The following is a 24,566-nucleotide window of genomic DNA, read 5'->3' on the forward strand; positions in this document are numbered from 1 at the left end:
CCGTGGGAGACGAACAGATGACCGACTCCGTGTACGACCTGAGCCCCGCCGGGGACGAACCCGTCGACGGCTGGCACCCCGGCCCCCCCGGTCTCGAGGTCGGTGGACGTCGTGCTGCACGTCTCGCGCAGGCCGCGCAGCAGTCCCCGGCACCATCCGGGGCACCCGTCGTCCCTGCCGCATCAGCTGCACCAGCCGCACCAGCCACCCCCGTCTACGACCTCAGCGACGACCTCGCCGGCTGGGCCGCCCCGAGTGGCGTGCCGGTCGCCGTCCCCGTCGCGCAACCGTACGCCGTACCGGCCACACCTCCCGCCGCGGTGCCGCCGTCGACCGCGAGCTACGGGTACGAACCGGACCCGGCTCTCGGGTACCAGGTGACCGAACGGCTGCCGGTGGTGCCTGCGGTCGCCACCACGAACCTCCAGACCGTCGCCGCCCCGCCGGTGCAGATGGTCGCCCCGACGGGCAGCGCCGAGATCAACTTCACGCGCCACGCGCGCGAAGACGCCGACTCCGACCTCGTGACCGCCCTGGCCCAGGTCGTCTACCAGGGGGCATCCGACCTGCACGTCACCGCCGACGCACCGCCGACCGTGCGCGTCGACGGCTCGCTGCGTCCCGCCGTGCCGGGAGGCCCGTGGGCGCGCAACAAGGTCATCGCCGCCCTCAAGACGCTCATGTCCGCCGAGCAGGCTGCACAGTTCGACCAGGAACAGGAACTCGACTTCGCGTACTCGCTGTCGCCCGAGTTCCGCTTCCGCGTGAACTACTACCAGCAGCGCGGCAACTGGGGCGCGGCCTTCCGCATCATCCCCACCAAGATCAAGACCCTCAAGCAACTCGGCATCCCCGAGTACGTGGGGGACTTCGCCAAGCTGCCGCGCGGCCTCGTGCTCGTCACCGGACCCACCGGCTCCGGCAAGTCGACCACCCTCGCCGCGCTCATCGACCTGGTCAACGAGACCCGGGCCGACCACATCGTGACGGTCGAGGACCCGATCGAGTTCATGCACGAGCACAAGAAGGCGATCATCAACCAGCGCGAGGTCGGCGCGGACACGCACTCGTTCGCCCGAGCGCTGAAGCACGTGCTGCGCCAGGACCCGGACGTCATCCTCATCGGTGAGCTCCGCGACCTCGAGACGATCTCCGTCGCGCTCACCGCCGCCGAGACCGGCCACCTGGTGTTCGCCACCCTGCACACGCAGAGCGCCCCCGGCACCATCGACCGCGTCATCGACGTGTTCCCGCCGCACCAGCAGGGCCAGATCCGCACCCAGCTCGCCGCCACCCTCGAAGGCGTCGTCTGCCAGACCCTCGTCCCCAAGGCCAACGGCACCGGGCGCATCGTGTCCACCGAGATCATGAAGACCACCCCCGCCATCGGCAACCTCATCCGCGAGGGCAAGACGTACCAGATCACCTCGGCCATGCAGGCCGGGCGCGACGCGGGCATGCACACGATGGACCAGGACCTCGCCGAACTGGTCAACGTCGGCACCATCACCCGCAAGGCGGCGCTCGAGAAGGTGCACGACCTCGAGGGCTTCGACCGGCTCGTGCAGCGCGTCGAGTCCCCGTCCGACGCGTCCGCCGACGCCATCGCTGCGAGCGGGATCGACTTCGGCGACAAGTTCTCCGGAGGCTACTGATGTCCCTCGCATTCGACTACCGCGGGCGGGACGGGGCGGGGAAGCTCGTCAAGGGGCGCGTCGACGCCGCGTCCGAAGGTGCCGTCGTCCAGCGCCTGCGTGGCATGGGCGTCTCGCCGATCGCCATCACCGAGGCGAAGGCCGGCACCGGCCTGCAGACCGAGATCAAGATCCCGGGCTTCGAGAAGGGCGTCGGACTCAAGGACCTGGCGATCATGGCGCGGCAGGCGTCGACGATGTTGTCGTCGGGGCTGTCGCTGCTGCGTGCGCTGACGATCTTGGCCGACCAGACCGAGAGCAAGAAGCTCAAGGACATCCTCGGCAAGGTGCGCGACGAGGTCGAGCAGGGCGTCTCGTTCTCCGATGCCGTCGCGAAGTTCCCGATCGAGTTCCCGCCGATCATGATCAACATGATCCGTGCGGGGGAGACCGGCGGGTTCCTCGACCAGGCCATGGACTCGATCGCGACGAACTTCGAGAAGGAGCACAAGCTCCGGTCGACGATCAAGTCCGCGATGACCTACCCGGTCGTGGTGCTGTGCATGTCGCTGGCCGCGGTCGTGATCATGCTCGTGTTCATCGTCCCGATCTTCCAGGACATGTTCTCGTCGCTCGGCGGCAAGCTGCCGCTGCCGACCATGATGCTCGTGTACCTGTCACACGCGATGGTGTACATCGGCCCGGTCCTCGCTGTCGTCCTGGTCGTCGGGAGTTTCTGGTGGCGCGCGAACAAGAACTCCGATCGTGTCCGCGGCGTCGTCGACCCCCTGAAGTTGCGCGTCCCCGTGTTCGGCGATCTCAACAAGAAGATCGTGATGGCCCGTTTCTCACGCAATCTCTCGAGCATGATCGGAGCAGGCGTCCCGATTCTCCAAGCATTGCAGATCGCTGGCCAAGTGTCCGGTAATCATGTCGTCCAGGAAGCCCTCGGCCGCGTCTCCGAATCCGTGCGGAAAGGGGAGTCCATTGCCGCGCCGCTCGAAAAGGAGAAAGTCTTCCCGTCCATGGTCTCGCAGATGATCGCCGTCGGTGAAGACGCGGGATCCATGGAGATCATGCTGGAGAAGATCGCGGTCTTCTACGACAATGAGGTCGAATCGACGACCGAGGCGCTGACTTCGCTCATCGAACCACTTCTGATCGCGTTCCTCGGTGTCGTGGTCGGCGGCATGATCGTCGCGCTCTACCTCCCGATCTTCCAGATCTCCTCCCTCGTCAAGTAGTCATCGTCCCCTCAATGGGGGAGGTGTGACGGGTTCTGCCCCCGCTACTGGGGGCATTTCCTTGCGCTCGCACCCCCCGTTCTCGGGATTCTGTCACGGGATGCTTCTGAATACGCTCGTTGCGGCGGCAGAGCAAGCCCCCGAAACAACTCCCCATCACATTCACAATCGAATGGACCAGCCATGTACTTCGCTCTCATGGGCAAGCTGAACGCTCGCCGCAAGGGTCTTCTCGAGGACAAGGAAAAGGGCTTCACGCTCATCGAACTCCTCGTCGTCGTCATCATCATCGGCATCCTCGCCGCGATCGCGATCCCGGTGTACCTCGGCATCACGAACAACGCCAAGGACAGCGCTGCAAAGTCCGACATCACGAACTGGAAGACCGCGGTCATCGCTGTCCAGACGAACGACGGCAGCCTGCCGGCGTCTGCTTTGAACGTCACTGCATCGTCCGGCGTTCCCGCGGCCATCAAGGCGCAGGGTGGCAGCGTCAGCACGAACACGACGAAGATCAGCTACAAGTTGACTGGTTCGAACTTCTGCATCGAAGCGACCAGCTCGGCCGGTGCAACGCATGTCTTCCACGCCTCGGATTCCGAAGGCGTGACGGATGGTCTCTGCCCGGCATGATCCGAGGGGTGAGGGGTCGCGGCAGGCGTCGTGGCCCCTCACTGCGTTCGTGTTCGTGTTCGTGTTCGTGTTCCTGAGAGGCTGAACGTGCTGCTGCGCATCGTCGACCGTCTCCGCACGGCGCGTGAGAACCAGGACGGGTTCACGATCATCGAGGTGATGGTCGCGATGACCGTCTTCGCGATCATCGCTGCTGGGTTCGCCGCCGGCATCGCCTCCACGCTGTACCTGACGCAGGACAACCGCTCGCGCGAAGCCGCGCTCAACCTCGCCAACCAAGCCCTCGATGCTGCCCGAAGCACCAAGGACGTCTTCACGCTCGACGACGACACGAGCACGCAGACCGTCGGCAACCAGGCCTACTCGATCCGGCGGACAACGAACTGGATCAACTCCGACGGCACGGACAACTCCTGCGGCGCAGGCTCTGGTGTCCTCGCCTACAAGCGCGTCTCGATCTCGGTCTCCTGGACCAGCGGGACGTCACCGCGGCAGAAGAGTGTCGATCTCGACACGTTGATCTCTCCGGCGTCGGCTGTGTCCAGCGCGAGTGCCTCCACCATCGTGGTCGGAGTCCAGACAGCCAACGGTGGACCGAACGAGGGCGTCACCGTCACAATCGCTCCGGTGTCCGGCGGTGCGGCAAGCCTCGCTGCGCAGCCAGCGCCGACGGACGGCAACGGCTGCAGTTACGCGCTCGGGGTCAAGCCCGGGACGTACAAGATCACGATCAACAAGTCCGGGAACATCGACACCGCTTACCAAACCTCGCCTTCGTACGTCATCACGACGTCGCAGGGCGGGATCGGCAACAAGTCATTCCTCTACGACCAAGCCCTGAGCGTCAACATCGGGTCCCCGGTGAACATCGTCGGCGCAGCGCCGCAGCTCCCGACGTCGATCGCTACCTCGTTCCGTCACGACGACACCGTACGCACAGTCTCGACGACGTCGACGACGCTCTTCCCGTACACGGACGGCTGGACGACCGTGGCAGGTGCGTACACGAGCACCTGCACGAACGTCGACCCGACCGCGTGGACCACTCCGCTGAACGGTCTGGTCGTGGCGCCTGACGTCTTCAGCGACAAGAACGGCCAGCCCGGCTTCCTCGCGACGGGGGACACGACCGCCACTGCGCGAGCTCCGATGGGACTGTTCGACGTGAAGACCAGCGGACTCGACACCATCGTGTCAGCGACCGTGAAGAACACGACCGCTGACCCGGGGGGCGATCCGGGCTGTGCCCCGTCGACCACCTACTGGTTCACGGGACTCAACTCGAAGACCGCGACCACGGTGGCCCTCCCGTACGGTACCTGGGCGCTGCGCAGCACGACGGTGCTCGGCGCCCTGACGGGTACCAACACCCCGACGGTGGCCGCGAGCCCCCGTGCCAGCAACGTCAACGTGGCACTGACGGGGAACGTCGTCACCCTCGACCCGCGAACCGTGGGTGGGTCGTGAACTCCTGGATCCGTCAGGTCTACGCGCGCGCGCGATCGGACCAGCGTGGGCTGACCCTCGTCGAGCTCCTCGTGGCGATGACGCTCAGCCTCATCGTCCTGACCGTCGCCGGCTCGTTCCTCATCTCGTCGCAGCGCGCGTCGAACACCGCGAGCTCGGTGAGCGCCAACACCCGGACCGCGGCGAACGCTATGAACGCGGTCGGTCGTCTTCTCCGAGCGGCCACGGACAACCCAGTTCCCACTGGTGACGACTCGCAGTTCGCCTTCCAGTACGCGAGCGCCAACTCCATTCGCTTCTTCGCCTACGTCAACCTCGAGTCGACGTTGTCGCAGGCCGTAGAGGTGCAGATCACCCTCGACCCGGCGCGGAAGACGATCACGGAGACGAAATGGAGCGGAGTCGCTGTTGCGGGCAACAGCTCCTACTTCTCGTTCCCGCTCGGGTCCGGCCCGACCCTGACCGCGGTGCCGACGTCGAAACGGACGCTGGCGAACTCGGTCGTCAACGGGGCGATGTTCGTCTTCAAGGACGGCGCCGGAAACGTCCTGGGCTCGCCAGGAGCCGCCATCGCGGCCTCGGATCTCCCCAACATCCGGACGGTCACCGTGACGGCGACCGTCGGTAGGGCCGCGTCGGACCCGAGTGCGGTGACGTTGGTGAACTCCGCCAGCATGCCGAACATCGTGATGGGAGCCCCGTGATGGTCCGTCTTCTCCGCGCGCTTCGTGCTCGCGATGACGAACGGGGCGTGGCGCTCGTCGCCGTGGTCGGCATCGGCGCGGTCGTGATGCTCCTGGTCGCGACGATGGTGACGATCGCGACCACCGGCGCGCGTGTGACGACTACGGACACGTCCTGGAATCGAGCGATCGCGGCCGCGTACGCGGGCGTGGCTGATTACCAGTCCCGGCTCAACGCGGACAACACCTACGGGAACTACGGACAGGCGGCTGCTCCGTTCAGCCGTGCATCCGCGAGTACGTTCACGAAGGGGACCGGTGGGAACCCCGCGTTCAACTACGAGTCCGGCGCTGCATGGGTGACGGTGCCGGGTTCCGACGGAACCGGCAGCGACGCATCGTTCCGGTACGCGGTGGACAACAGCAAGCTCTCCTCCCAGGGCGTCATCCGGTTGCAGTCGACGGGCAGGTCGGCGGGGACCACACGGTCCGTGGTGGCGAACGTGCGGCCTGACGGCTTCTCGAACTACCTCTACTTCACCAACTACGAATCTGGCGATCCCACGGTGACCAACGAGAAGAGTGGTCTGTCGCCGTGCACGAGTGCGTACCGGCCTGTCGCCACTTCCGCCACCTGCGATCAGATCCAGTTCGGGCCGAACGACAATCTGGCAGGCCCTGTCCGCTCGAACGACCAGCTGAAGATCTGTGGTTCGACCTTCGGAAGCACCGTACAGAGTGTGTACAGCTGGACCAGTGCGAACTGCGGCACCGCCGCCGCGAAGTTCGCCTCGAACCCGACCACCGTGTCGACCCTGACCCCGCCAGCGACCATCGGCGATCTGCGGGACTCCATGCGGTACGACCTCCCGTCGACGACGAACACGGTCGAGGGCACAGGTTGCCTCTACACCGGCCCGACGAAGATCACCTTCAACGGGGATGGCACGATGACAGTCGTCTCACCTTTGACGGTCAAGACGGTGATCAAGGGTGCCAGTGCGACGTCCGGCGCAGTCATCACGGACGGACAGGTGTCCAGCAAGTGCGGTGCGATCGATGACCTGCATGCTGCGAGCGGAGCCCGGGTGCCGATCCCGAAGAACAACATGGTCTTCGTGCAGAACGAGCCAGCTGTGCGATCGGGGAACGCCCAAGACCCGAACTACTGGGACGCGTCCGCCTACAAGAACATCTCGAACGCCTGCGACTCGACCGTCCGGGCGAATGACTGGACGAGCATGCGTTCGAACGGTGTGGGCTTCCCCCAGTCCACCGGCTCACGATCGACGTCCGAAGTGGCGCCGACTGCGGGCGGTGGTGCCGCCGTCTCGACGCCGTACGGGTGCGACCGGGGGGACGCGTTCGTTCAGGGGACCGTCGACAAGGCCGTGACGATCGCTGCGGAGAACTACGTGTACGTCACGGGTGACATCGTCTACCCGACGACCCGGAGCCCTTCCACCGTTCTGGGACTCATCGGGCAGCGCGCTGTGTGGGTCTGGAACCCGATCAACACTGATGGTTCGACCTACCGGCCGGCGAACCGTGAGATCGACGCGGCGGTCCTGTCGAACCAGGGGACGTTCGTCGTGCAGAACTGGACGAAGGGCCCGACCAGCGGACGCGGAACGTTGACCCTGAGTGGATCGATCGCGCAGAACTTCCGCGGGGCGGTCGGGATGGGCAGCGGGCAGGGCTACGACAAGAGCTACAAGTTCGATCCGAGCCTCTCGACCTACACGCCGCCGAAGTTCCCCCAGCCGACCGTCACGACTTACCGTGTCGCGACGCAGGTCGAGTCCAAGACCGCGTACACGGCGAACGGAGCGCCGACGTCGTGACCGCGGAGATCATGCCCCTGACCGTGTTGGCTGCGGGGTTCAGCGCCCTCCTCGGATCTGCCATCGGTTCGTTCCTCAACGTGGTCGTGTACCGAGTGCCCTTGGGGCGCTCCGTCGTCTCTCCGCCCTCGACATGTCCACGATGTGGGTGTGGCATCAGGGGGGCTGACAACCTCCCGGTCCTCTCGTGGTTCTTGCTCCGCGGCCGCTGTCGAGACTGCGGGGAGCCGATCTCAGGCCGTTACCCACTCGTCGAAGGGGCGACGGCCGTCCTGTTCATCGTCGTCTCCATCCGCTTCTTCCCCTCCGCCGAGGAGGGGCTCCCACTGGTCGGCGGGCTCGTCCTGCTTGCCACGCTCCTCTACCTGATGGCGTGCAGCGTCGCTCTGGCGCTCATCGACCTGGACACCCGGACTCTGCCCAACCGCATCGTGCTCCCGATGTACCCGACCGTCGCGCTCCTCCTCGGCGTGACGGCTCTGTCCACTGGGGACTGGGGCTCCCTCCTCCGCGCGGTAGCGGGTTCGCTCGTCCTGGGAGGCGCGTACCTCGCCCTCGCCCTCACCGTGCCCCGTGGTATGGGTCTCGGAGACGTCAAACTGGCCGGTGTCCTCGGTCTCGTGCTCGCGTACCTCGGATGGGGCCCCCTCGCAGTGGGTGCTTTCGCAGCCTTCCTCCTCGGCGGTAGCTTCGGCATCGGGCTGCTGCTCCTGGGTCGGGCCAGCCGTTCGAGCGGAATCCCGTTCGGCCCGTGGATGCTCCTCGGGGCCTGGGTCGGAGCGTTCTCCGGCACGACCATCTGGGACGCCTACCTCCGTCTCATCGGCTTGGCCTAGGCCTCGGAAGGAACAACGACATGGCGAAGAGCATCGTCGGTATCGACATCGGCGCGGACGCGATCCGTGCTGTCGAGGTCGCTGACGTCGACAGGCCAGAGCCGACGATCCTGCGCTTCGCGGAGATCGCCGTTCCTGCGGGAGCGACGAAGCACGGAGAGGTACTCGAGGCCAACACCGTGGCCGGAGCTCTGCGGGCGCTCTGGGCGCTCGGCAAGTTCCGGAGCAAGGACGTCGTCCTCGGCATGGGGAACCAACGGGTGCTTTCCCGAGACCTCACCGTGCCGAGGGCACCCCTGGCGCAGATCCGCGAGTCATTGCCGTTCCAGGTGCAGGACATGCTCCCGGTCCCGGTAGGCGACGCGATCCTCGACTTCTACCCCACGGACGAGACGGAGAGCGAGAGTGGCCCGGTCATCCGTGGCCTGCTCATCGCAGCCGTCAAGGACTCCGTGCTCGCCAACGTGCGCGCGGTGCAGTTCGCTGGCCTCAACCCGGTCGGCGTGGACCTCATCCCGTTCGCCCTGACCCGCGTCCTCGCGCCGCGCATCGGGGGGTCCGGCACCGTCGCGATCGTCGACTGTGGTGCGAACACGACCTCCGTTGTGATGGCCACCGATGGCGTGCCGAAGTTCGTCCGCATCATCCCGACGGGTGGTGCTGACATCACGAAGGCGATCGCCGGGCGACTCGAGATCGGGACGGACGAAGCCGAGGCTGTGAAGCGCCACTTCGGCATGGCCGGGCAACCGCGCACGCCTGACGATCTCCGTGCCGTCGCGGCGACACGGGAGTCGGTCGGCGAGATCGCCCAGAGCATCCGCAACACCGTCAACTACTTCGCGAACACGCATGAGGACGAACACGTGCACGGACTCGTCCTCACCGGGGGCGGCGCCGCGCTGCCCGGGTTCCAGGAAGCCCTCCACGCCTTGACCGGCCTGCCTGTGTCGTACGGTGACCCCTTCGTCTCATCGCGGACTGGACGCGGGATCTCCCCGGAGGCCCTCCGAGAACGTGGTTCTGCCATCTCCGTCGCCTGGAGTCTGGCCGTGGGGAGCCGAGCAGCATGACCAGCACAACAGATGCTCCCGGGATCGCTCAGAAAGGGTCGGCACGCCGCGGAGCGGTCCCGTCCCAGAAGACGTCACGCAAGACGTCGGACCGATCGAGCCAGGGCGGCCGTGGGCACCAGCCGATCGTGATCGGGGGTGCTCCTCGTGCAGACCTCCTGCCGACAGAGGTGCACGTCGATCGTCGTCAACGAGCCGCCGGTCGCCGAGCTTGGGCCGGTGTCGTCGTGGTCGCGATCGCCGTCGGCATCGGCGCTGGCGCGGCGGCCGTCACCCGCATGAGCGCACAGGACGACCTCACCGCGGCCGAGGCCGAGACATCGACCCTCCTCCAGCAGCAGTTGCAGTTCAAGGACGTCCGCTCAACCGAGAAGGAGTCGGCCCTGCTCGGCTCGGCACAGCAGGTCGGCGGGAGCACCGAGATCGACTGGGCAAGCACGCTGGGTGCCGTCCGAGGGGCCTTGCCCTCCGACGTCTCGATCGCTGGCGTCGCCATCGACTCCGCAACCGCCCTCCAGGCATACGGTCAGTCGGACGACCCGCTGCAGAGGCGCCGAGTCGCAACGCTGACCATCGACGCGAAGAGCGCCACCCTTCCGTCCGTCCCCGACTGGCTCACCGCGGTCCAGGGAGTCAAAGGATTCGTCGATGCGACGACCAACACCGTGACCCGGGATGACACCGGGATCTACACGGTCAACATGACGATCCACCTCGACGAGAAGGCGTACGACGCTCGATACGCCGCGAAGAAGGGCTGACCGGGATGTCTCGGAACCGTCTCAACCTGGTCGCCGCCTTCGTGGCGATGGTGCTCGTCGTCGCGGGTGGGTTCTTCCTCGCGGTGCAGCCGCAACTCACTCAGGCGAACGCCGCCCACGAGCAGCGCAGCACCGTCGAGGAGAACAACGCCGCCAGTCGGCAGGAGCTCGACCGGTTGCGGAAGCAGGCGGAGAAGCTGCCCGACATGCAGGCGCGCCTCGCTCAGCTCAGTTCCTCGGTCCCGGACAGTGCTGACGTCTCCGGCTTCATCGACGAGCTCGACCGCGTGGCGCAGGAGGCAGGAGTCAACATCGCGTCGTACACGACGAGCGATGCCGTGCCGTACGCGCCGCCAGCAGCCGCCGATGCTTCGGTCTCGGCAGCCGGCTCTGCTCCCGGTGATGCTTCGACGGCCTCGCCCGAATCCACTCCGGCGGCCTCCGCTCCGGCCGAGCCTGCCGCGCCGAGCGCCGTCACGAACCCATTGATCACGTCCAGGAACTTCTCGGTCATCCCCGTGACGGTCGCAGTGACCGGGACTCTCGACCAGGCCCTCAAGTTCGTCAGCGCTCTGCAGGCGGGAGAGCGACTCTTCCTCATCACCGCAGTGTCCTCAGCCCAGCAGAGTGGTGATGACGGGGCGGCGTCCGCGACATCGACCTGGACCTTCGGGGGATCGGTGTACGTCCTCGACCGATCGGCAGACGCGTCCGCTGCCGTCTCAGCGGACGCCGCGAAGTAAGTTCCCCCCACCGGGGCCACCCGCCACGCCGCTCCCACTTCCGCCGCGCCGCCGGCTCCCCTTACGATGCTGCTCGGGCCCGCGGTCGCGGCTGCCTATCTCCCTCTCGGACGCCCCTCGAAACGGGCGCTCCTCGTCGTGCCCGGAGTCGCGCGTGTTCGTCGGTGTCATCGAGTTCCTCGGATGGTTCGGAGCAATGACCGTTCTTGCCGGTTACTTGCTCTTCTCGCTCGGCAAGATCCCGAACGGCCCGGTGTACCAGCTGTTCAACCTGGTCGGAGGAGTCTCCGTGGCGGTCAACGTCGCCGCGCACCACGCCGTGCCGTCGACGATCGTCAACAGCATCTGGGCGGTCGTCGCGGCCGTCGTCCTGGTCCGGATGGGTCTGCGCCGAGCCCGCGGCCGTCGCGTGACCGGGTCGTCCGAGACCCGGTTCCCCGACCTCCACGCTGAACTGCCGGCGACCACTGCGGTCCTCCCCGTCATCGGTCCCGCGCTCCGCGACCACGACGATGACGTGACGTCCGTCGCCGACGCGGCCCCGAGCCTCCCGGCCGTGGCAGTGCCCGTGCCCGGAGCCGGAGCCGGAGCCGGAGCCAGCACCGGAACCGGAACCGGCACGGATGCCCCCGCCCCGATGACGGAGTCCGTCCCCGTCATCACCGCGACGATCGCCCTCGCCCTCGTCCGAGCCGCGACCCAGCAGCACACGGCCCAGCAGCACACGGGCCCGCAGCACACGACCCAGCAGCACCGGACGCGGCACGACACGACCCCGCGACCCGCCGGCCACGCCCCCGAGCCGGAACGCGCCGACGCCCCGTAGCCGCGTCGCTGCCCGTCAGCAGGGGAGGGCTACGATCGGCCCATGTCCCGGTGGTTGGTGGCGACGATGACGTCCGTCCTCTTCATCGCGCTCGTCATCGCGGTGGCGGGCTTCGAAGCCCTGCTCGCCGATGCCGAGGCGATCCGCCAGCCCGACGCGACCCCGTACCTCGGCCCGGCAATGGTCGTCGGTGCCGCACTCGTCGTGTTCCTCTCGACCGCGATGGGCGCCCGGGAGGGCAACCCCGGCGTCACCGGTCTGGTCGCCGCCGCGACCACCTACCTCGTCATGCTCGGGGTCGGTGCGGTGGGCTACTCCCTGGTCCGGTCCGACGTCGCCGAGCTCCTGGTGTTCCCCGCGGGCTACGCCCTCAGTCCCTTCGTGGTGGGTGCGGTCGTCGTCGCCCTCCTGACCGTCGTCGGCGGCATCTCCGCGGTGCGCTGGCAGGCGAGTCATCCACAGGGGTCACAGCGGCCGCCGGTCCGTCCACAGGACTGACGGGAGGCGCGGCCCACCCCCGCCCCGGCCGGTACGATTCCGGGGAAGCGCTGACCGATGCACCATGGGGGACCGATGACCGACCGAGCTGACCGCACGCCGGGCTGGGAGTCGGTGCCGGACGACGAGTCGTTGCACGGCGACCGTGTGCTGCCGCCCGCCATGACCCTCACCCAGTCGTCGCCGACCTCGAGCGGCGGACGTCGACCGATGCGCCGTGGCATGGTCGTCGGGATCGTGGCCGGTGTCGCAGCAGTGGTCCTGCTCGTCGTCGCCGGGGGCATCGGGTGGTCGGTCGGATCGGACAGCCACTCGGCCGAGCGGCCCGTGGAGTCCTTCCTGGACGACGTCGAGCACGGCCACCTCGCCGACGCCCTCCGGACCGCCGGCATCGACCGCGGCCGCGACGACGTGCTCCTCACGGACGCGGCCTACGCGCGTGCCGGGGACAAGATCACGGCGCACCGGATCACCTCCGTCCAGCAGGGGTCGGACCGGGCGACCGTCCAGGCCGTGCTGACCCAGGCGGGCCGGATCGTCCCGGCGACGTTCGAACTCGAGCGGTCGGGCACCGACTGGGGTGTCTTCCCCGTCTGGTCGCTGCGGGCGCCGGCGCTGGGGTCGGTGCAGGTCGTCGTGCAGGGGCCGCCACGCAGCACCGTGCACGTCGCGGGCGTCGACGTCCGGACCGACGCTTCCGGTGCTGCTGACCTCCGCGCGTTCCCGGGCTCGTACGGGGTGCACCTCGACGGGGGCAAGTGGTTCACGGCGACGGACTCGACCGCGGCGGTCCCGGGCTTCGGCGCTGCCGGCACCCCGGTCGTGGTGGCGACGACCCTGACCGACGCGGGGGCACAGGCGGCGTCGACCGCCGTGGACGCGTGGGTGGACGCCTGTGTTGCCTCGACCTCCGCAGCTCCCGACGGCTGCAGCTTCTACGCCTACGGCGAGGACCCGGCGAACACCTACTCCGACCAGGAATGGACGCTCGATGCGCGACCGTCGGTCGCCGTCGGGGGTTGGGCGTCGAAGGGATGGGCGGTCGAGACCCGTTCGGCGGGATCGGCGACGTTCCGGGCGCAGTTCACCGGTCCGGCCGGCCGGGGCACCGCCACCGCCGGGCCGATCACGGTGAACGCCTCGGGGTGGATCACCGCGTTCAGCGACGACGGAGCGACCTTCGTGTCGGCCGTCGGCAACGGCCAGTCCGACTCCGGGTCCTGACGTCGACGACCCCGGTCACGCCCACAGCGGACGCGCCGGTGTCCGACCTACCACGGATTGACCTCGTCTGTCGCGACGGCTAGGCTCTTCCGGGTGTGCGCCTTCGGGCGCGCCCAGATCTTGCAGGCCTCTGGCCTCCCGATCACTCCATCCCCCATCTCCCTCCGCCGTCAGGCGTTGGTCCGCGTGGGATGAGGAAGCCGACGGACCGCGTCGGCCAGAGAGCACGAGCGAAGAACCAGGAGAACAGTTGCCTACCATCCAGCAGCTCGTTCGCAAGGGTCGTACGCCCAAGGTCGTCAAGACCAAGGCGCCGGCACTGAAGGCGAACCCCCAGCAGCGTGGCGTGTGCACCCGCGTCTACACCACCACCCCGAAGAAGCCGAACTCCGCCCTGCGCAAGGTCGCTCGTGTGAAGCTCTCGAACGGCACCGAGGTCACGGCCTACATCCCCGGTGAGGGCCACAACCTCCAGGAGCACTCGATGGTGCTCGTCCGCGGCGGTCGTGTGAAGGACCTCCCGGGTGTGCGTTACAAGATCATCCGCGGTGCCCTGGACACCCAGGCCGTCAAGAACCGTAAGCAGGCTCGTAGCCGCTACGGTGCGAAGAAGGGTTGAGTTAGATGCCTCGTAAGGGTCCCGCCCCGAAGCGCCCCGTCGTCGCCGATCCGGTCTACGGCGCCCCCGTCGTCAGCCAGCTCGTCAACAAGATCCTCCTCGACGGCAAGAAGGGCCTCGCCGAGCGCATCGTCTACGACGCGCTCGAAGGGGTCTCCTCCAAGAACGGCCAGGACGCCGTCGTCACGCTCAAGAAGGCGCTCGACAACGTCCGACCGACCCTCGAGGTCCGCAGCCGCCGCGTCGGTGGCTCGACCTACCAGGTCCCGGTCGAGGTCAAGCCGCACCGCGCGAACACCCTCGCGCTCCGCTGGCTGACCTCGTACGCCAAGGGCCGTCGCGAGAAGACGATGACCGAGCGTCTCATGAACGAGATCCTCGACGCGTCGAACGGTCTCGGTGCCGCGGTCAAGCGCCGTGAGGACACCCACAAGATGGCCGAGTCGAACAAGGCCTTCGCGCACTACCGCTGGTAGTCATCCGGCACCGTCCGGGTGCCTCGGCCAAGAGCCGCGGCACCCGGACGGCCGCCACCCTCTCCTACAACTCTCCCGGAGGAACCTGTGGCACAGGACGTGCTCACCGACCTGAACAAGGTCCGCAACATCGGCATCATGGCGCACATCGATGCCGGCAAGACCACGACGACCGAGCGCATCCTGTTCTACACGGGCATCACGCACAAGATCGGTGAGGTCCACGACGGCGCTGCCACGATGGACTGGATGGCGCAGGAGCAGGAACGCGGCATCACGATCACGTCGGCCGCGACGACCTGCTTCTGGGACAACAACCAGATCAACATCATCGACACCCCGGGTCACGTGGACTTCACGGTCGAGGTGGAGCGTTCGCTCCGCGTCCTCGACGGCGCGGTCGCCGTCTTCGACGGCAAGGAGGGCGTCGAGCCCCAGTCCGAGACCGTGTGGCGTCAGGCGGACAAGTACAACGTCCCGCGCATCTGCTTCGTCAACAAGATGGACAAGCTCGGCGCTGACTTCTACTTCACCGTCGACACGATCATCAACCGCCTCGGTGCGGAGCCGCTCGTGCTCCAGCTCCCGATCGGTGCCGAGAACGACTTCACCGGCGTCATCGACCTCATCGAGATGCACGCCAAGGTGTGGCCGGGCGATGCCAAGGGTGACGTCACCATGGGCGCCCAGTACGAGGTCCAGGAGATCCCCGCGGACCTCCAGGAGCGTGCCGAGGAGTACCGCGCCAAGCTCGTCGAGCGTGTCGCGGAGACCGACGACGCACTGCTCGAGAAGTACTTCGGTGGCGAAGAGCTGACCAAGGCCGAGATCAAGGCTGCGATCCGCAAGCTGACGATCAACTCCGAGGTCTACCCGATCCTCTGTGGCTCGGCCTTCAAGAACCGCGGCGTGCAGCCGATGCTCGACGCGGTCATCGACTACCTCCCCTCGCCCCTCGACGTGCCGCCGATGATCGGCCACGACGTCAAGGACGAAGAGGTCGAGATCATCCGCAAGCCGGAGTCCTCCGAGCCCTTCTCGGCGCTCGCGTTCAAGGTCGCGGTGCACCCGTTCTTCGGTCGCCTCACCTACGTCCGCGTGTACTCCGGTCACATCGACTCCGGTGCCCAGGTCATCAACTCGACCAAGGGCAAGAAGGAGCGCATCGGCAAGATCTTCCAGATGCACTCCAACAAGGAGAACCCGGTCGACTCGGTCACCGCCGGTCACATCTACGCGGTCATCGGCCTCAAGGACACCACCACGGGTGACACCCTGTGCGACCCGTCCAACCAGGTCGTCCTCGAGTCGATGACGTTCCCGGAGCCGGTCATCGAGGTCGCGATCGAGCCGAACACGAAGGCCGACCAGGAGAAGCTCTCCGTCGCCATCCAGAAGCTCGCTGAAGAAGACCCGACGTTCCGCGTCGAGCAGAACGCCGAGACCGGTCAGACGACGATCAAGGGCATGGGCGAGCTCCACCTCGACATCCTCGTCGACCGCATGAAGCGTGAGTTCAAGGTCGAGGCGAACGTCGGCAAGCCGCAGGTGGCCTACCGCGAGACCCTGACCAAGGTCGTCGAGCGCTACGACTACACCCACAAGAAGCAGACCGGTGGTTCCGGTCAGTTCGCGAAGGTGCAGATCGCGCTCGAGCCGATGCCCGTCACCGCTGAGAAGGTGTACGAGTTCGTGAACGGCGTGACCGGTGGTCGCGTCCCGCGTGAGTACATCCCCTCGGTCGACGCGGGCATCCAGGACGCGATGCAGGTCGGCGTCCTCGCCGGCTTCCCGACCGTCGGTGTCAAGGCGACCCTCAAGGACGGCGCGGCGCACGACGTCGACTCGTCCGAGATGGCGTTCAAGATCGCCGGCTCGATCGCGTACAAGGAAGCGGCCCGCAAGGCCGGTCCCGTGCTGCTCGAGCCGATCATGGCCGTCGAGGTCCGTACGCCCGAGGAGTACATGGGCGACGTCATCGGCGACCTGAACTCGCGTCGTGGCCAGATCTCCGAGATGACGGATGCGTCCGGCGTCAAGGTGGTCCGTGCGAGCGTCCCGCTGTCCGAGATGTTCGGCTACGTGGGCGACCTGCGCTCCAAGACCTCTGGTCGTGCTGTCTTCTCCATGGTGTTCGAGACCTACAACGAGGTCCCGCGCAACGTGGCGGACGAGATCATCCAGAAGAGCACCGGGGCCTGACGCTCCCGCGTCATCCCCAGGCGAGGGTGCCCGGCGACGGGCCCCTCGCCACCAAGTAAAGTAGAGACACACACACCGCGCGCCAACAGCGCAGGACCGACCAGGTCCTGCTGGGGGCGACGCATCCGAGTCCTGAGGAGGACCCACAGTGGCCAAGGCCAAGTTCGAGCGGACCAAGCCGCACGTCAACATCGGAACCATCGGTCACGTCGACCACGGCAAGACCACGCTCACGGCGGCGATCACCAAGGTTCTGCACGACCAGTACCCGGACCTCAACGAGGCCCGCGACTTCGCGCAGATCGACAACGCTCCCGAAGAGCGCCAGCGCGGCATCACGATCAACATCTCGCACGTCGAGTACCAGACGGAGAAGCGCCACTACGCGCACGTCGACGCTCCTGGTCACGCTGACTACGTGAAGAACATGATCACCGGTGCGGCCCAGATGGACGGCGCGATCCTCGTGGTCGCCGCCACCGACGGCCCGATGCCCCAGACGCGTGAGCACGTGCTGCTCGCCCGCCAGGTCGGCGTCCCGTACATCGTCGTCGCGCTGAACAAGGCCGACATGGTGGACGACGAGGAGATCCTCGAGCTCGTCGAGCTCGAGGTGCGCGAGCTCCTCGGCTCGCAGGAGTTCGACGAGGACGCCCCCGTCGTGCAGGTCTCGGCGCTCAAGGCGCTCGAGGGCGACGAGAAGTGGGTCAAGTCCGTCCAGGACCTGATGGCCGCCGTCGACGAGAACGTCCCGGACCCGGTGCGCGCCACCGACCAGCCGTTCCTCATGCCGATCGAGGACGTCTTCACGATCACCGGTCGTGGCACCGTCGTCACCGGTCGCGTCGAGCGTGGCGAGCTGGACATCAACTCCGAGGTCGAGATCGTCGGCATCAAGGCGACCCAGAAGACCACGGTCACGGGCATCGAGATGTTCCGCAAGCTGCTGGACAAGGCAGTCGCCGGTGACAACACCGGTCTGCTCATCCGTGGCCTCAAGCGCGAGGACGTCGAGCGCGGCCAGGTCGTCGTGAAGCCGGGTTCGGTCACGCCGCACACCGAGTTCACCGCGAACGCGTACATCCTGAACAAGGAAGAGGGCGGTCGTCACAACCCGTTCTACGCGAACTACCGTCCGCAGTTCTACTTCCGCACCACGGACGTCACCGGCGTCATCACGCTGCCCGAGGGCACCGAGATGGTCATGCCCGGTGACACCGTCGCCATGACGGTCGAGCTGATCCAGCCGATCGCCATGGAAGAGGGCCTCCGCTTCGCCATCCGTGAGGGTGGTCGTACGGTCGGCGCCGGCACGGTCGAGAAGATCATCAAGTAACTCCGGTCACTTGCGTCAGCGGGGTCGGACCTTCGGGTCCGGCCCCGCTTTCCGTTCGGCCCGGCCGTCCGGGCCAGCACGCGCACCGGGGTACGTTCCTGCTCAGTCGGGCAGCCCCCATGGTGTTGCATCAGGAACGTGACACGTCTGCGCCGTTCCTCGACCAAGGGTCGGGGCTACCACCGCGTTCGGAGCGGCAAGGGCTTCTCGTACAAGGACCCGCACGGTACGACCGTGACCGATCCGGAGGTCCGCCAGCGTCTCGAGGACCTCGTCATCCCGCCGGCGTGGGACGACGTGTGGATCTCGCCGTACGAGAACGGGCACATCCTGGCGACCGGCATCGACGGCGCCGGACGACGGCAGTACATGTACCACCCGTCCTGGCGCGATCGCATGGACAAGATCAAGTACGACCGTGCGCTCGCCCTGGCTGAGTCCCTGCCAGCCGCGCGACGGATGGTGACACAGGACCTGCGCCGTCCGGAGCCGGACCGACGCCGTGCGCTGGCCGCGGCGTTCCGGATGCTCGACCAGGGTTCCCTGCGCGTCGGGTCCGAGCGGTACGCCACCGAGCACGGCAGCCACGGCCTGTCGACGCTCCTCTGCACGCACGCCCACATCTCGGGCGATGACATCGAGCTCGAGTTCCCCGGCAAGAGCCACCAGGCGTGGTCGTCGACGATCCACGACGCGGACCTGGCGCGCGTGCTCGTCGGCATGAAGCGTCGCGGTCCGAACGCCCGCCTGCTCTCGTTCCGAGAGCGCCGCGGTGACGACTGGGAGCCGGTGACCGCTGAGGACATCAACGCCTACGTCAAGGAGCGTGCGGGGGAGGACTTCACCGCGAAGGACTTCCGGACGCTGCACGGGACGGTCGCGGCCGCCGTCGACCTGGCCCAGACCGGCGTACTGTCGAGTCAGGCGAAGCGGAAGAAGGCCATCTCGCACGCCGTCAAGGCCGCGAGCGATGTCCTGGGCAACACACCGACCGTCGCGAGACAGAGTTATATCGACCCCAGGCTGCTCGACGCGTACGAGCACGGCGAGACGATCGACCCCCAACGTCTGCACGCGGCCGAGTCCGAGGTCCGGGCGCTGCTCTACCGACAATGACGTGGTGGAGTGGTGAACGGTCGCAGGCAGTGCCGTGATGACGTAGCGTTGGTGGTCGTGCCCGCCCACCCCACGAGGCACGGAAGGACCCATCAGTCGTGACCGACGAGTGCATCCACGGTTTCCCCATCGAACTCTGCGACATCTGCTCCCCACGGCAGCGTGATCCGGAGGACATCATCAAGACCCCGACGCCGCGTCGGACCCGCGTGACCACGTCACTGCGGTCGACCCCGTCGACGCCGGGCGGCAAGGTCCCCGAGCAGGTGCTGCCGGCGACCCGGGATTTCGGTGCGCTCCGCGCGCACCACGTCACCCACATCGACAACCTGGCGGGCATCGTGGCGGACGGCGCGATCCTCGCGTCGGACCAGGCCACGCCGGCCGTGGACGTCAGCTCCGCCGCCACCCGGGAGGCCCGTGGTGCGGCCACCGCCCCAGACGGTTCGAGCGTGGCCGGCCACGTCCCGTTCACCCTCTCGCCCGACGCCCGCCGGTGGGACGAGCTGCGCTCCGGAGCCGAGGAGGACCGCTGGTCCGACGCCGCCCGGCGCACCCGCGCGACCGAGTTCGTCGTCCTCGTGGTCCCGACGACCGCCTTCGGTGCGTCCGTGATCCTGGCCGACACCGACGCCGACGACCCGGACGTGCGCTTCGCCGTCGGGCCGGATGCAGCGACCAACCTGCTCCGCCGCACCGACATCACCGACCCGTCGATGCACGGCGTGGAGCTGCTCGCCGGCCCACAGGTGCCGATGTCCTCGGTCGCCCTGGTGGGGGTGCCGAACGACAAGGTCCGTCAGCAGGTGAAGGCCGTCTTCGCCGAACACGGTGGGCCCGCTCCGCGTGTGGCCGTCTTCCCGCCGTGGTTCGTCCCGCCGCTGCCCGAGGACTGATCCCCGGATGCACAGAACGCCCCGGACCGCACGTGCGGGCCGGGGCGTCGTGGTGTCCGGGGTCAGGCGCTGCGTCGGCTGCGGGCGTAGAGGACGATGCCGGCGACCACGGACACGTTGAGCGACTCGACGCGGCTGTCGATCGGCACCGAGACCGTGTCCGCCGCGAGGGCCTGCAGCACGTCCGAAGCGCCGGTCTTCTCGGCACCGAGCAGCAGGGCCACGTCACCCTCGAGCTCGCCGAGCGACTCGGGCGAGAGCGAGCCGTCCATGTCCACGTCGACGACCCGCAGGCCGGACTCGGCGAGCCAGCGGGCGACCCGCTCCCGTGACTCCAGCAGCACCGGGACCGAGAACACGTGACCGCGGCTCGCGCGGACGACCCGGCGGTCGGCGATGGTCGGCAGGTCGCTGTCGACGAGGACGACCCCGCGTGCGCCGAGGCCGACGGCGGTCCGGACGATGGCGCCGATGTTGCCGACGATCTTCACCCCGTCGAGGACCAGCACATCGCCGGTGCCCTCTGCCAGCGCCGAGAAACGGGCCGGTGCGGGGATGTTCGCGACGCCGAAGACCTTCGGGCGCTTCTCGCTGCGGAACACCTTGGTGAGCACGGCCGGCTCGACGAGCCGGACCGGCACCCGGAGCTCGGCGCAGAGAGCCGCGAGGTCGTCGGGGAACTCCCGCGTGGACTCGCCGTAGACCTCGATGAACCGGACTCCCGCGTGGAGGGCCTGCACGAGCGGCTCCTGGTCCTCGATGATCGCGGTCCGGACGGCCCCGCGGGCGGGCTTGGCGAGGTCGCTGAGCCGCTGGACGGCGGGGTCGGAAGGATCGGCGAGCACATCGAGATCGGGCATGCGCGAAGGCTAGCAGCGGCGTTCCGAGGGCCCGACGGGGGCCGACCTGGCAGGCGCGGGCAGTGCCTCCAGTCCGGGCTCCGGACCGGCAGTGGGAGCCCGGCCGGGAGGCTCGTCAAGCGCTCCGCAACACGCCGTCGAGATCGCGACACGCCCGGGTTGCACGGAGGCATGGCCTATGCGAGACTTGTGCGGTTCCGAAATTCCGCGGGCGTTCGCGCTCGTGGGGTCACTGCTCTGGCAGTGCACAACCCCCCTGTTCAGCAGGGCTGGGTTGGGCCGCAGGCAGCAGAACACGATCGACATCCGCCAGCACCACGGTGCGCGGGTGACGACATGCCCACGCGTGTGCCCCGGGTACTCGCGCGGTTGACAGGAGAACAGCGGTCATCCCTGCGGATGGAGCCGGTGGTTCACGTAAACAGCCGGGCACGCGACAGCGGAGCCCCGGCGGCGTCAGGCGGCCTGAGGGTGCGCGGCGCAAGAGAGGACAGGAAAACACATGGCGGGACAGAAGATCCGCATCCGGCTCAAGTCGTACGACCACGAGGTCATCGACACGTCGGCCCGGAAGATCGTCGACACGGTGACCCGTGCCGGTGCGACCGTGGTCGGCCCGGTGCCGCTCCCCACCGAGAAGAACGTGATCCCCGTGATCCGTTCCCCTCACAAGTACAAGGACTCGCGCGAGCACTTCGAGAAGCGCACGCACAAGCGGGTCATCGACATCGTCGACCCGACGCCGAAGGCCGTCGACTCGCTCATGCGTCTCGACCTCCCGGCCGACGTCAACATCGAGATCAAGCTGTAAGGGGGCTGGAACTCATGGCGAACTCAACCAAGACCGTCAAGGGCCTCCTCGGCAAGAAGCTCGGGATGACCCAGGTGTGGGACGAGAACAACAAGTTCATCCCCGTCACCGTGATCGAGGTCGGCCCGAACGTGGTCACCCAGATCCGCAACATCGAGCGCGACGGCTACGAGGCGATCCAGATCGCCGCGGGCCAGATCGACCCCCGCAAGGTGAACAAGCCGGCCGCTGGCCACTTCGAAGCCGCCGGTGTCACGCCGCGACGCACCCTCACCGAGATCCGCACGAACGACTCCGCGGAGTACTCGCTCGGTCAGGAGCTGACCGTCGACACGTTCGAGGCCGGCCAGAAGGTCGACGTCGTCGGCACCAGCAAGGGCAAGGGCTTCGCCGGTGTCATGAAGCGTCACAACTTCGCCGGTGTCTCCGCCTCGCACGGTTCGCACCGTAACCACCGCAAGCCCGGTTCCATCGGCGCCTCCTCGACCCCGTCGCGTGTCTTCAAGGGCATGCGCATGGCCGGTCGTATGGGTGGCGACCGCGTGACCGTCCTCAACCTCACGGTCCACGCCGTCGACGCCGAGAAGGGTCTGCTGCTCGTCAAGGGCGCCGTCCCCGGTGCTCGTGGCCGTTCCGTCTTCGTCCGCACCGCCGTGAAGGGTAAGTGATCATGGCCACCACGACCGCAACCACGATCGACGTCCTCGACGCCTCGGGCGTGAAGTCCGGCTCCGTCGAGCTCCCCGCAGCGATCTTCGACGTCGAGACCAACGTCCCGCTCATCCACCAGGTCGTCACCGCGCAGCTCGCCGCCGCGCGTCAGGGCACCCACAAGACCAAGAACCGTGGCGAAGTCCGCGGTTCGGGTCGCAAGCCGTTCAAGCAGAAGGGCACCGGCCGCGCCCGTCAGGGTTCGGTCCGCGCCCCGGAGCACACCGGTGGTGGCGTCGTCCACGGACCGACCCCGCGTGACTACTCGCAGCGCACCCCGAAGAAGATGATCGCCGCAGCTCTGCTCGGCTCGCTCTCGGACCGTGCCCGCGGTGGCCGCATCTCCGCTGTGGAGGGCTTCGTCGAGGCAGAACTGCCGTCGACCAAGACCGCCCGCACGCTGCTCGAGAAGGTCGCACCCGTCAAGCACGTGCTCATCGTGCTCGAGTCGGGCGACGAGCTGACGCTCAAGAGCGTCCGCAACCTGCCGAACGTCCACGCGCTCTCGTACGGCCAGCTGAACGCCTACGACGTCCTCCGTGCGGACGCCGTCGTCTTCAGCAAGAGCGCCCTCGACGCCTTCATCGCGTCGAAGACCGCGAAGGAGATCACCGCATGAGCGGCTTCAACAAGGACCCGCGCGACATCATCATCTCGCCGGTCGTGTCGGAGAAGAGCTACGGCCTCATCGACCAGGGCAAGTACACGTTCCTCGTGGACCCCCGTGCGAACAAGACCGAGATCAAGCTCGCGATCGAGAAGATCTTCGACGTCAAGGTCGCCGGCATCAACACGCTGAACCGTCCGGGCAAGACCCGCCGGACCAAGTTCGGGATCGGCAAGCGCAAGGACACCAAGCGCGCCATCGTGACGCTCAAGTCCGGTTCGATCGACATCTTCACGGCTGTCGGCTGAGGACCAGAGGGATAAATCATGGCTATTCGTAACTACAAGCCCACGACCCCCGGTCGTCGCGGCTCCTCGGTCGCCGACTTCGCCGAGATCACCCGTTCGACCCCGGAGAAGTCCCTGCTCCGTCCGCTGCCGAAGACCGGTGGCCGGAACAGCTCGGGTCGCATCACGACGCGTCACATCGGTGGTGGCCACAAGCGCCAGTACCGCGTGATCGACTTCCGTCGTGCCGACAAGGACGGTGTCGACGCCAAGGTCGCACACATCGAGTACGACCCGAACCGCACGGCGCGCATCGCGCTCCTGCACTTCGTGGACGGCACCAAGCGCTACATCATCGCGCCGAACAAGCTCAAGCAGGGCGACGTCGTCGAGACGGGCCCCGGTGCTGACATCAAGCCCGGCAACAACCTGCCGCTGCGCAACATCCCCGTGGGTACGGTCGTGCACGCGATCGAGCTCCGCCCCGGTGGCGGCGCCAAGCTCGCCCGCTCCGCCGGTGCCTCGGTGCGTCTCGTCGCGAAGGACGGCCCCTACGCGCAGCTCCGTCTGCCGTCGGGTGAAGTCCGGAACGTGGACGCCCGCTGCCGCGCCACGATCGGCGAGGTCGGCAACGCCGAACAGTCGAACATCAACTGGGGCAAGGCCGGCCGCATGCGCTGGAAGGGCGTCCGCCCGACGGTGCGTGGTGTCGCGATGAACCCGGTCGACCACCCGCACGGTGGTGGTGAAGGCAAGACCTCCGGTGGCCGTCACCCGGTCAGCCCGTGGGGCCAGTCCGAGGGCCGTACGCGCAAGCCGAACAAGCCGAGCGACAAGCTCATCGTCCGTCGCCGTAACGCCGGCAAGAAGCGCAAGTAGGAGTTCCGAAGATGCCACGCAGTCTGAAGAAGGGCCCCTTCGTCGACGAGCACCTGCTCCGCAAGGTCGTCACGCAGAACGAGGCCAACACCAAGAACGTGATCCGCACGTGGTCGCGACGGTCGATGATCGTCCCGAACATGCTCGGTCACACCATCGCGGTGCACGACGGCCGGAAGCACATCCCGGTGTTCGTCACCGAGTCGATGGTCGGTCACAAGCTCGGCGAGTTCGCGCCGACCCGCACCTTCCGCGGCCACGTGAAGGACGACAAGAAGGGCCGTCGCCGCTAAGGCGGCG

The 24,566-nt window shown here is 67.5% G+C and carries 26 protein-coding genes; 25 read left to right on the forward strand and 1 reads right to left on the reverse strand.

The window, feature by feature from the left end:
* Positions 1-17: 17 nt before the first annotated feature.
* The 19 genes from DEJ31_RS05825 to DEJ31_RS05915 all read left to right on the forward strand — a co-directional run bounded on the left by DEJ31_RS05825 (position 18) and on the right by DEJ31_RS05915 (position 20,111).
* Positions 18-1,655, forward strand: coding sequence for a type IV pilus twitching motility protein PilT (locus DEJ31_RS05825; RefSeq protein WP_309147272.1), 1,638 nt, complete (start codon positions 18-20; stop codon positions 1,653-1,655).
* Positions 1,655-2,878 (forward strand): type II secretion system F family protein, encoded by a 1,224-nt coding sequence (locus DEJ31_RS05830; protein ID WP_111121420.1) that lies wholly within the window; start codon positions 1,655-1,657, stop codon positions 2,876-2,878. Before DEJ31_RS05825 ends, DEJ31_RS05830 begins: the two co-directional genes overlap by 1 nt.
* A 198-nt stretch (positions 2,879-3,076) precedes the next feature.
* The gene (locus DEJ31_RS17710) at positions 3,077-3,511 is read left to right on the forward strand and encodes a prepilin-type N-terminal cleavage/methylation domain-containing protein (RefSeq protein WP_309147273.1); all 435 of its coding nucleotides are present in this window, start codon (positions 3,077-3,079) and stop codon (positions 3,509-3,511) included.
* A gap of 87 nt (positions 3,512-3,598) precedes the next feature.
* Positions 3,599-4,978 carry a prepilin-type N-terminal cleavage/methylation domain-containing protein gene (locus DEJ31_RS05840; RefSeq protein WP_181433465.1) on the forward strand — a complete coding sequence of 460 codons (1,380 nt, stop codon included), beginning with the start codon at positions 3,599-3,601 and terminating at the stop codon, positions 4,976-4,978.
* Positions 4,975-5,682, forward strand: a complete 708-nt coding sequence (locus tag DEJ31_RS05845; protein ID WP_181433466.1) for a prepilin-type N-terminal cleavage/methylation domain-containing protein — start codon at positions 4,975-4,977, stop codon at positions 5,680-5,682. The genes DEJ31_RS05840 and DEJ31_RS05845 overlap by 4 nt, the downstream gene beginning before the upstream one ends.
* A gap of 47 nt (positions 5,683-5,729) precedes the next feature.
* Entirely contained in the window at positions 5,730-7,505 is a 1,776-nt protein-coding gene (locus DEJ31_RS05850; protein ID WP_111121423.1) for a hypothetical protein, read from the forward strand.
* An 11-nt stretch (positions 7,506-7,516) separates the two neighbouring features.
* A complete protein-coding gene (locus tag DEJ31_RS05855) occupies positions 7,517-8,341 on the forward strand; it encodes an A24 family peptidase (RefSeq protein ID WP_111121536.1) in 825 nt (274 codons plus the stop codon).
* 20 nt (positions 8,342-8,361) lie between these two features.
* The gene (gene pilM / locus DEJ31_RS05860; protein ID WP_111121424.1) at positions 8,362-9,414 is read left to right on the forward strand and encodes a type IV pilus assembly protein PilM; all 1,053 of its coding nucleotides are present in this window, start codon (positions 8,362-8,364) and stop codon (positions 9,412-9,414) included.
* A 227-nt stretch (positions 9,415-9,641) separates the two neighbouring features.
* A complete protein-coding gene (locus DEJ31_RS05865) occupies positions 9,642-10,175 on the forward strand; it encodes a hypothetical protein (protein ID WP_111121425.1) in 534 nt (177 codons plus the stop codon).
* 5 nt (positions 10,176-10,180) lie between these two features.
* On the forward strand, positions 10,181-10,918 hold the full coding sequence (pilO, locus tag DEJ31_RS05870; RefSeq protein ID WP_111121426.1) for a type 4a pilus biogenesis protein PilO: 738 nt from the start codon (positions 10,181-10,183) through the stop codon (positions 10,916-10,918).
* A 196-nt stretch (positions 10,919-11,114) separates the two neighbouring features.
* A complete protein-coding gene (locus DEJ31_RS05875; RefSeq protein WP_146243103.1) occupies positions 11,115-11,744 on the forward strand; it encodes a hypothetical protein in 630 nt (209 codons plus the stop codon).
* 42 nt (positions 11,745-11,786) lie between these two features.
* Entirely contained in the window at positions 11,787-12,242 is a 456-nt protein-coding gene (locus DEJ31_RS05880) for a DUF6121 family protein (protein ID WP_110903578.1), read from the forward strand.
* Positions 12,243-12,317: 75 nt separating this feature from the next.
* Positions 12,318-13,466: a hypothetical protein gene (locus DEJ31_RS05885; protein ID WP_111121428.1), complete on the forward strand. Its 1,149-nt coding sequence runs from the start codon at positions 12,318-12,320 to the stop codon at positions 13,464-13,466.
* A gap of 250 nt (positions 13,467-13,716) precedes the next feature.
* Positions 13,717-14,085: a 30S ribosomal protein S12 gene (gene rpsL / locus DEJ31_RS05890; RefSeq protein WP_058728453.1), complete on the forward strand. Its 369-nt coding sequence runs from the start codon at positions 13,717-13,719 to the stop codon at positions 14,083-14,085.
* A gap of 5 nt (positions 14,086-14,090) precedes the next feature.
* Entirely contained in the window at positions 14,091-14,561 is a 471-nt protein-coding gene (gene rpsG, locus DEJ31_RS05895; protein ID WP_110903576.1) for a 30S ribosomal protein S7, read from the forward strand.
* An 87-nt stretch (positions 14,562-14,648) separates the two neighbouring features.
* Positions 14,649-16,763: an elongation factor G gene (gene fusA / locus DEJ31_RS05900; protein ID WP_110903575.1), complete on the forward strand. Its 2,115-nt coding sequence runs from the start codon at positions 14,649-14,651 to the stop codon at positions 16,761-16,763.
* A gap of 148 nt (positions 16,764-16,911) precedes the next feature.
* Positions 16,912-18,099 carry an elongation factor Tu gene (gene tuf, locus DEJ31_RS05905; RefSeq protein ID WP_110903574.1) on the forward strand — a complete coding sequence of 396 codons (1,188 nt, stop codon included), beginning with the start codon at positions 16,912-16,914 and terminating at the stop codon, positions 18,097-18,099.
* Between the two features lie 138 nt (positions 18,100-18,237).
* The gene (locus DEJ31_RS05910) at positions 18,238-19,215 is read left to right on the forward strand and encodes a DNA topoisomerase IB (RefSeq protein WP_111043493.1); all 978 of its coding nucleotides are present in this window, start codon (positions 18,238-18,240) and stop codon (positions 19,213-19,215) included.
* Positions 19,216-19,313: 98 nt separating this feature from the next.
* Positions 19,314-20,111: a DarT ssDNA thymidine ADP-ribosyltransferase family protein gene (locus DEJ31_RS05915; protein WP_110903572.1), complete on the forward strand. Its 798-nt coding sequence runs from the start codon at positions 19,314-19,316 to the stop codon at positions 20,109-20,111.
* 62 nt (positions 20,112-20,173) lie between these two features.
* Here DEJ31_RS05915 and DEJ31_RS05920 read toward each other — a convergent pair whose 3' ends face one another.
* Positions 20,174-20,971 (reverse strand): TrmH family RNA methyltransferase, encoded by a 798-nt coding sequence (locus DEJ31_RS05920; RefSeq protein WP_111121429.1) that lies wholly within the window; start codon positions 20,969-20,971, stop codon positions 20,174-20,176.
* A gap of 502 nt (positions 20,972-21,473) precedes the next feature.
* Here DEJ31_RS05920 and rpsJ point away from each other — a divergent pair.
* The 6 genes from rpsJ to rpsS are packed head-to-tail and all read left to right on the forward strand — an operon-like array spanning position 21,474 to position 24,559.
* Positions 21,474-21,782, forward strand: a complete 309-nt coding sequence (gene rpsJ / locus DEJ31_RS05925) for a 30S ribosomal protein S10 (protein ID WP_110824248.1) — start codon at positions 21,474-21,476, stop codon at positions 21,780-21,782.
* Between the two features lie 14 nt (positions 21,783-21,796).
* Entirely contained in the window at positions 21,797-22,450 is a 654-nt protein-coding gene (gene rplC / locus DEJ31_RS05930; protein WP_110903570.1) for a 50S ribosomal protein L3, read from the forward strand.
* A 2-nt stretch (positions 22,451-22,452) separates the two neighbouring features.
* A complete protein-coding gene (rplD, locus tag DEJ31_RS05935; protein ID WP_111043491.1) occupies positions 22,453-23,112 on the forward strand; it encodes a 50S ribosomal protein L4 in 660 nt (219 codons plus the stop codon).
* Positions 23,109-23,408: a 50S ribosomal protein L23 gene (gene rplW, locus DEJ31_RS05940; protein ID WP_110824245.1), complete on the forward strand. Its 300-nt coding sequence runs from the start codon at positions 23,109-23,111 to the stop codon at positions 23,406-23,408. Before rplD ends, rplW begins: the two co-directional genes overlap by 4 nt.
* Before the next feature lie 18 nt (positions 23,409-23,426).
* The gene (gene rplB / locus DEJ31_RS05945) at positions 23,427-24,266 is read left to right on the forward strand and encodes a 50S ribosomal protein L2 (protein WP_110903568.1); all 840 of its coding nucleotides are present in this window, start codon (positions 23,427-23,429) and stop codon (positions 24,264-24,266) included.
* An 11-nt stretch (positions 24,267-24,277) separates the two neighbouring features.
* Positions 24,278-24,559 (forward strand): 30S ribosomal protein S19, encoded by a 282-nt coding sequence (gene rpsS, locus DEJ31_RS05950; protein ID WP_017885529.1) that lies wholly within the window; start codon positions 24,278-24,280, stop codon positions 24,557-24,559.
* Positions 24,560-24,566 lie beyond the last annotated feature (7 nt).

The sequence above is a fragment of the Curtobacterium sp. MCPF17_031 genome (genome assembly GCF_003234035.1).
GTDB lineage: Bacteria > Actinomycetota > Actinomycetes > Actinomycetales > Microbacteriaceae > Curtobacterium.

What these genes read in the sequence shown, in the direction of transcription:
- DEJ31_RS05825 (WP_309147272.1), top strand. Translation starts at nt 18, where the DNA reads ATGACCGACTCCGTGTACGACCTGAGCCCCGCCGGGGACGAACCCGTC.
- DEJ31_RS05830 (WP_111121420.1), top strand. Translation starts at nt 1,655, where the DNA reads ATGTCCCTCGCATTCGACTACCGCGGGCGGGACGGGGCGGGGAAGCTC.
- DEJ31_RS17710 (WP_309147273.1), top strand. Translation starts at nt 3,077, where the DNA reads ATGGGCAAGCTGAACGCTCGCCGCAAGGGTCTTCTCGAGGACAAGGAA.
- DEJ31_RS05855 (WP_111121536.1), top strand. Translation starts at nt 7,517, where the DNA reads ATGCCCCTGACCGTGTTGGCTGCGGGGTTCAGCGCCCTCCTCGGATCT.
- pilM (WP_111121424.1), top strand. Translation starts at nt 8,362, where the DNA reads ATGGCGAAGAGCATCGTCGGTATCGACATCGGCGCGGACGCGATCCGT.
- pilO (WP_111121426.1), top strand. Translation starts at nt 10,181, where the DNA reads ATGTCTCGGAACCGTCTCAACCTGGTCGCCGCCTTCGTGGCGATGGTG.
- DEJ31_RS05875 (WP_146243103.1), top strand. Translation starts at nt 11,115, where the DNA reads ATGACCGTTCTTGCCGGTTACTTGCTCTTCTCGCTCGGCAAGATCCCG.
- DEJ31_RS05880 (WP_110903578.1), top strand. Translation starts at nt 11,787, where the DNA reads ATGTCCCGGTGGTTGGTGGCGACGATGACGTCCGTCCTCTTCATCGCG.
- DEJ31_RS05885 (WP_111121428.1), top strand. Translation starts at nt 12,318, where the DNA reads ATGACCGACCGAGCTGACCGCACGCCGGGCTGGGAGTCGGTGCCGGAC.
- rpsG (WP_110903576.1), top strand. Translation starts at nt 14,091, where the DNA reads ATGCCTCGTAAGGGTCCCGCCCCGAAGCGCCCCGTCGTCGCCGATCCG.
- DEJ31_RS05920 (WP_111121429.1), bottom strand. Translation starts at nt 20,971, where the DNA reads ATGCCCGATCTCGATGTGCTCGCCGATCCTTCCGACCCCGCCGTCCAG.
- rpsJ (WP_110824248.1), top strand. Translation starts at nt 21,474, where the DNA reads ATGGCGGGACAGAAGATCCGCATCCGGCTCAAGTCGTACGACCACGAG.
- rplC (WP_110903570.1), top strand. Translation starts at nt 21,797, where the DNA reads ATGGCGAACTCAACCAAGACCGTCAAGGGCCTCCTCGGCAAGAAGCTC.
- rplD (WP_111043491.1), top strand. Translation starts at nt 22,453, where the DNA reads ATGGCCACCACGACCGCAACCACGATCGACGTCCTCGACGCCTCGGGC.
- rplW (WP_110824245.1), top strand. Translation starts at nt 23,109, where the DNA reads ATGAGCGGCTTCAACAAGGACCCGCGCGACATCATCATCTCGCCGGTC.
- rplB (WP_110903568.1), top strand. Translation starts at nt 23,427, where the DNA reads ATGGCTATTCGTAACTACAAGCCCACGACCCCCGGTCGTCGCGGCTCC.
- rpsS (WP_017885529.1), top strand. Translation starts at nt 24,278, where the DNA reads ATGCCACGCAGTCTGAAGAAGGGCCCCTTCGTCGACGAGCACCTGCTC.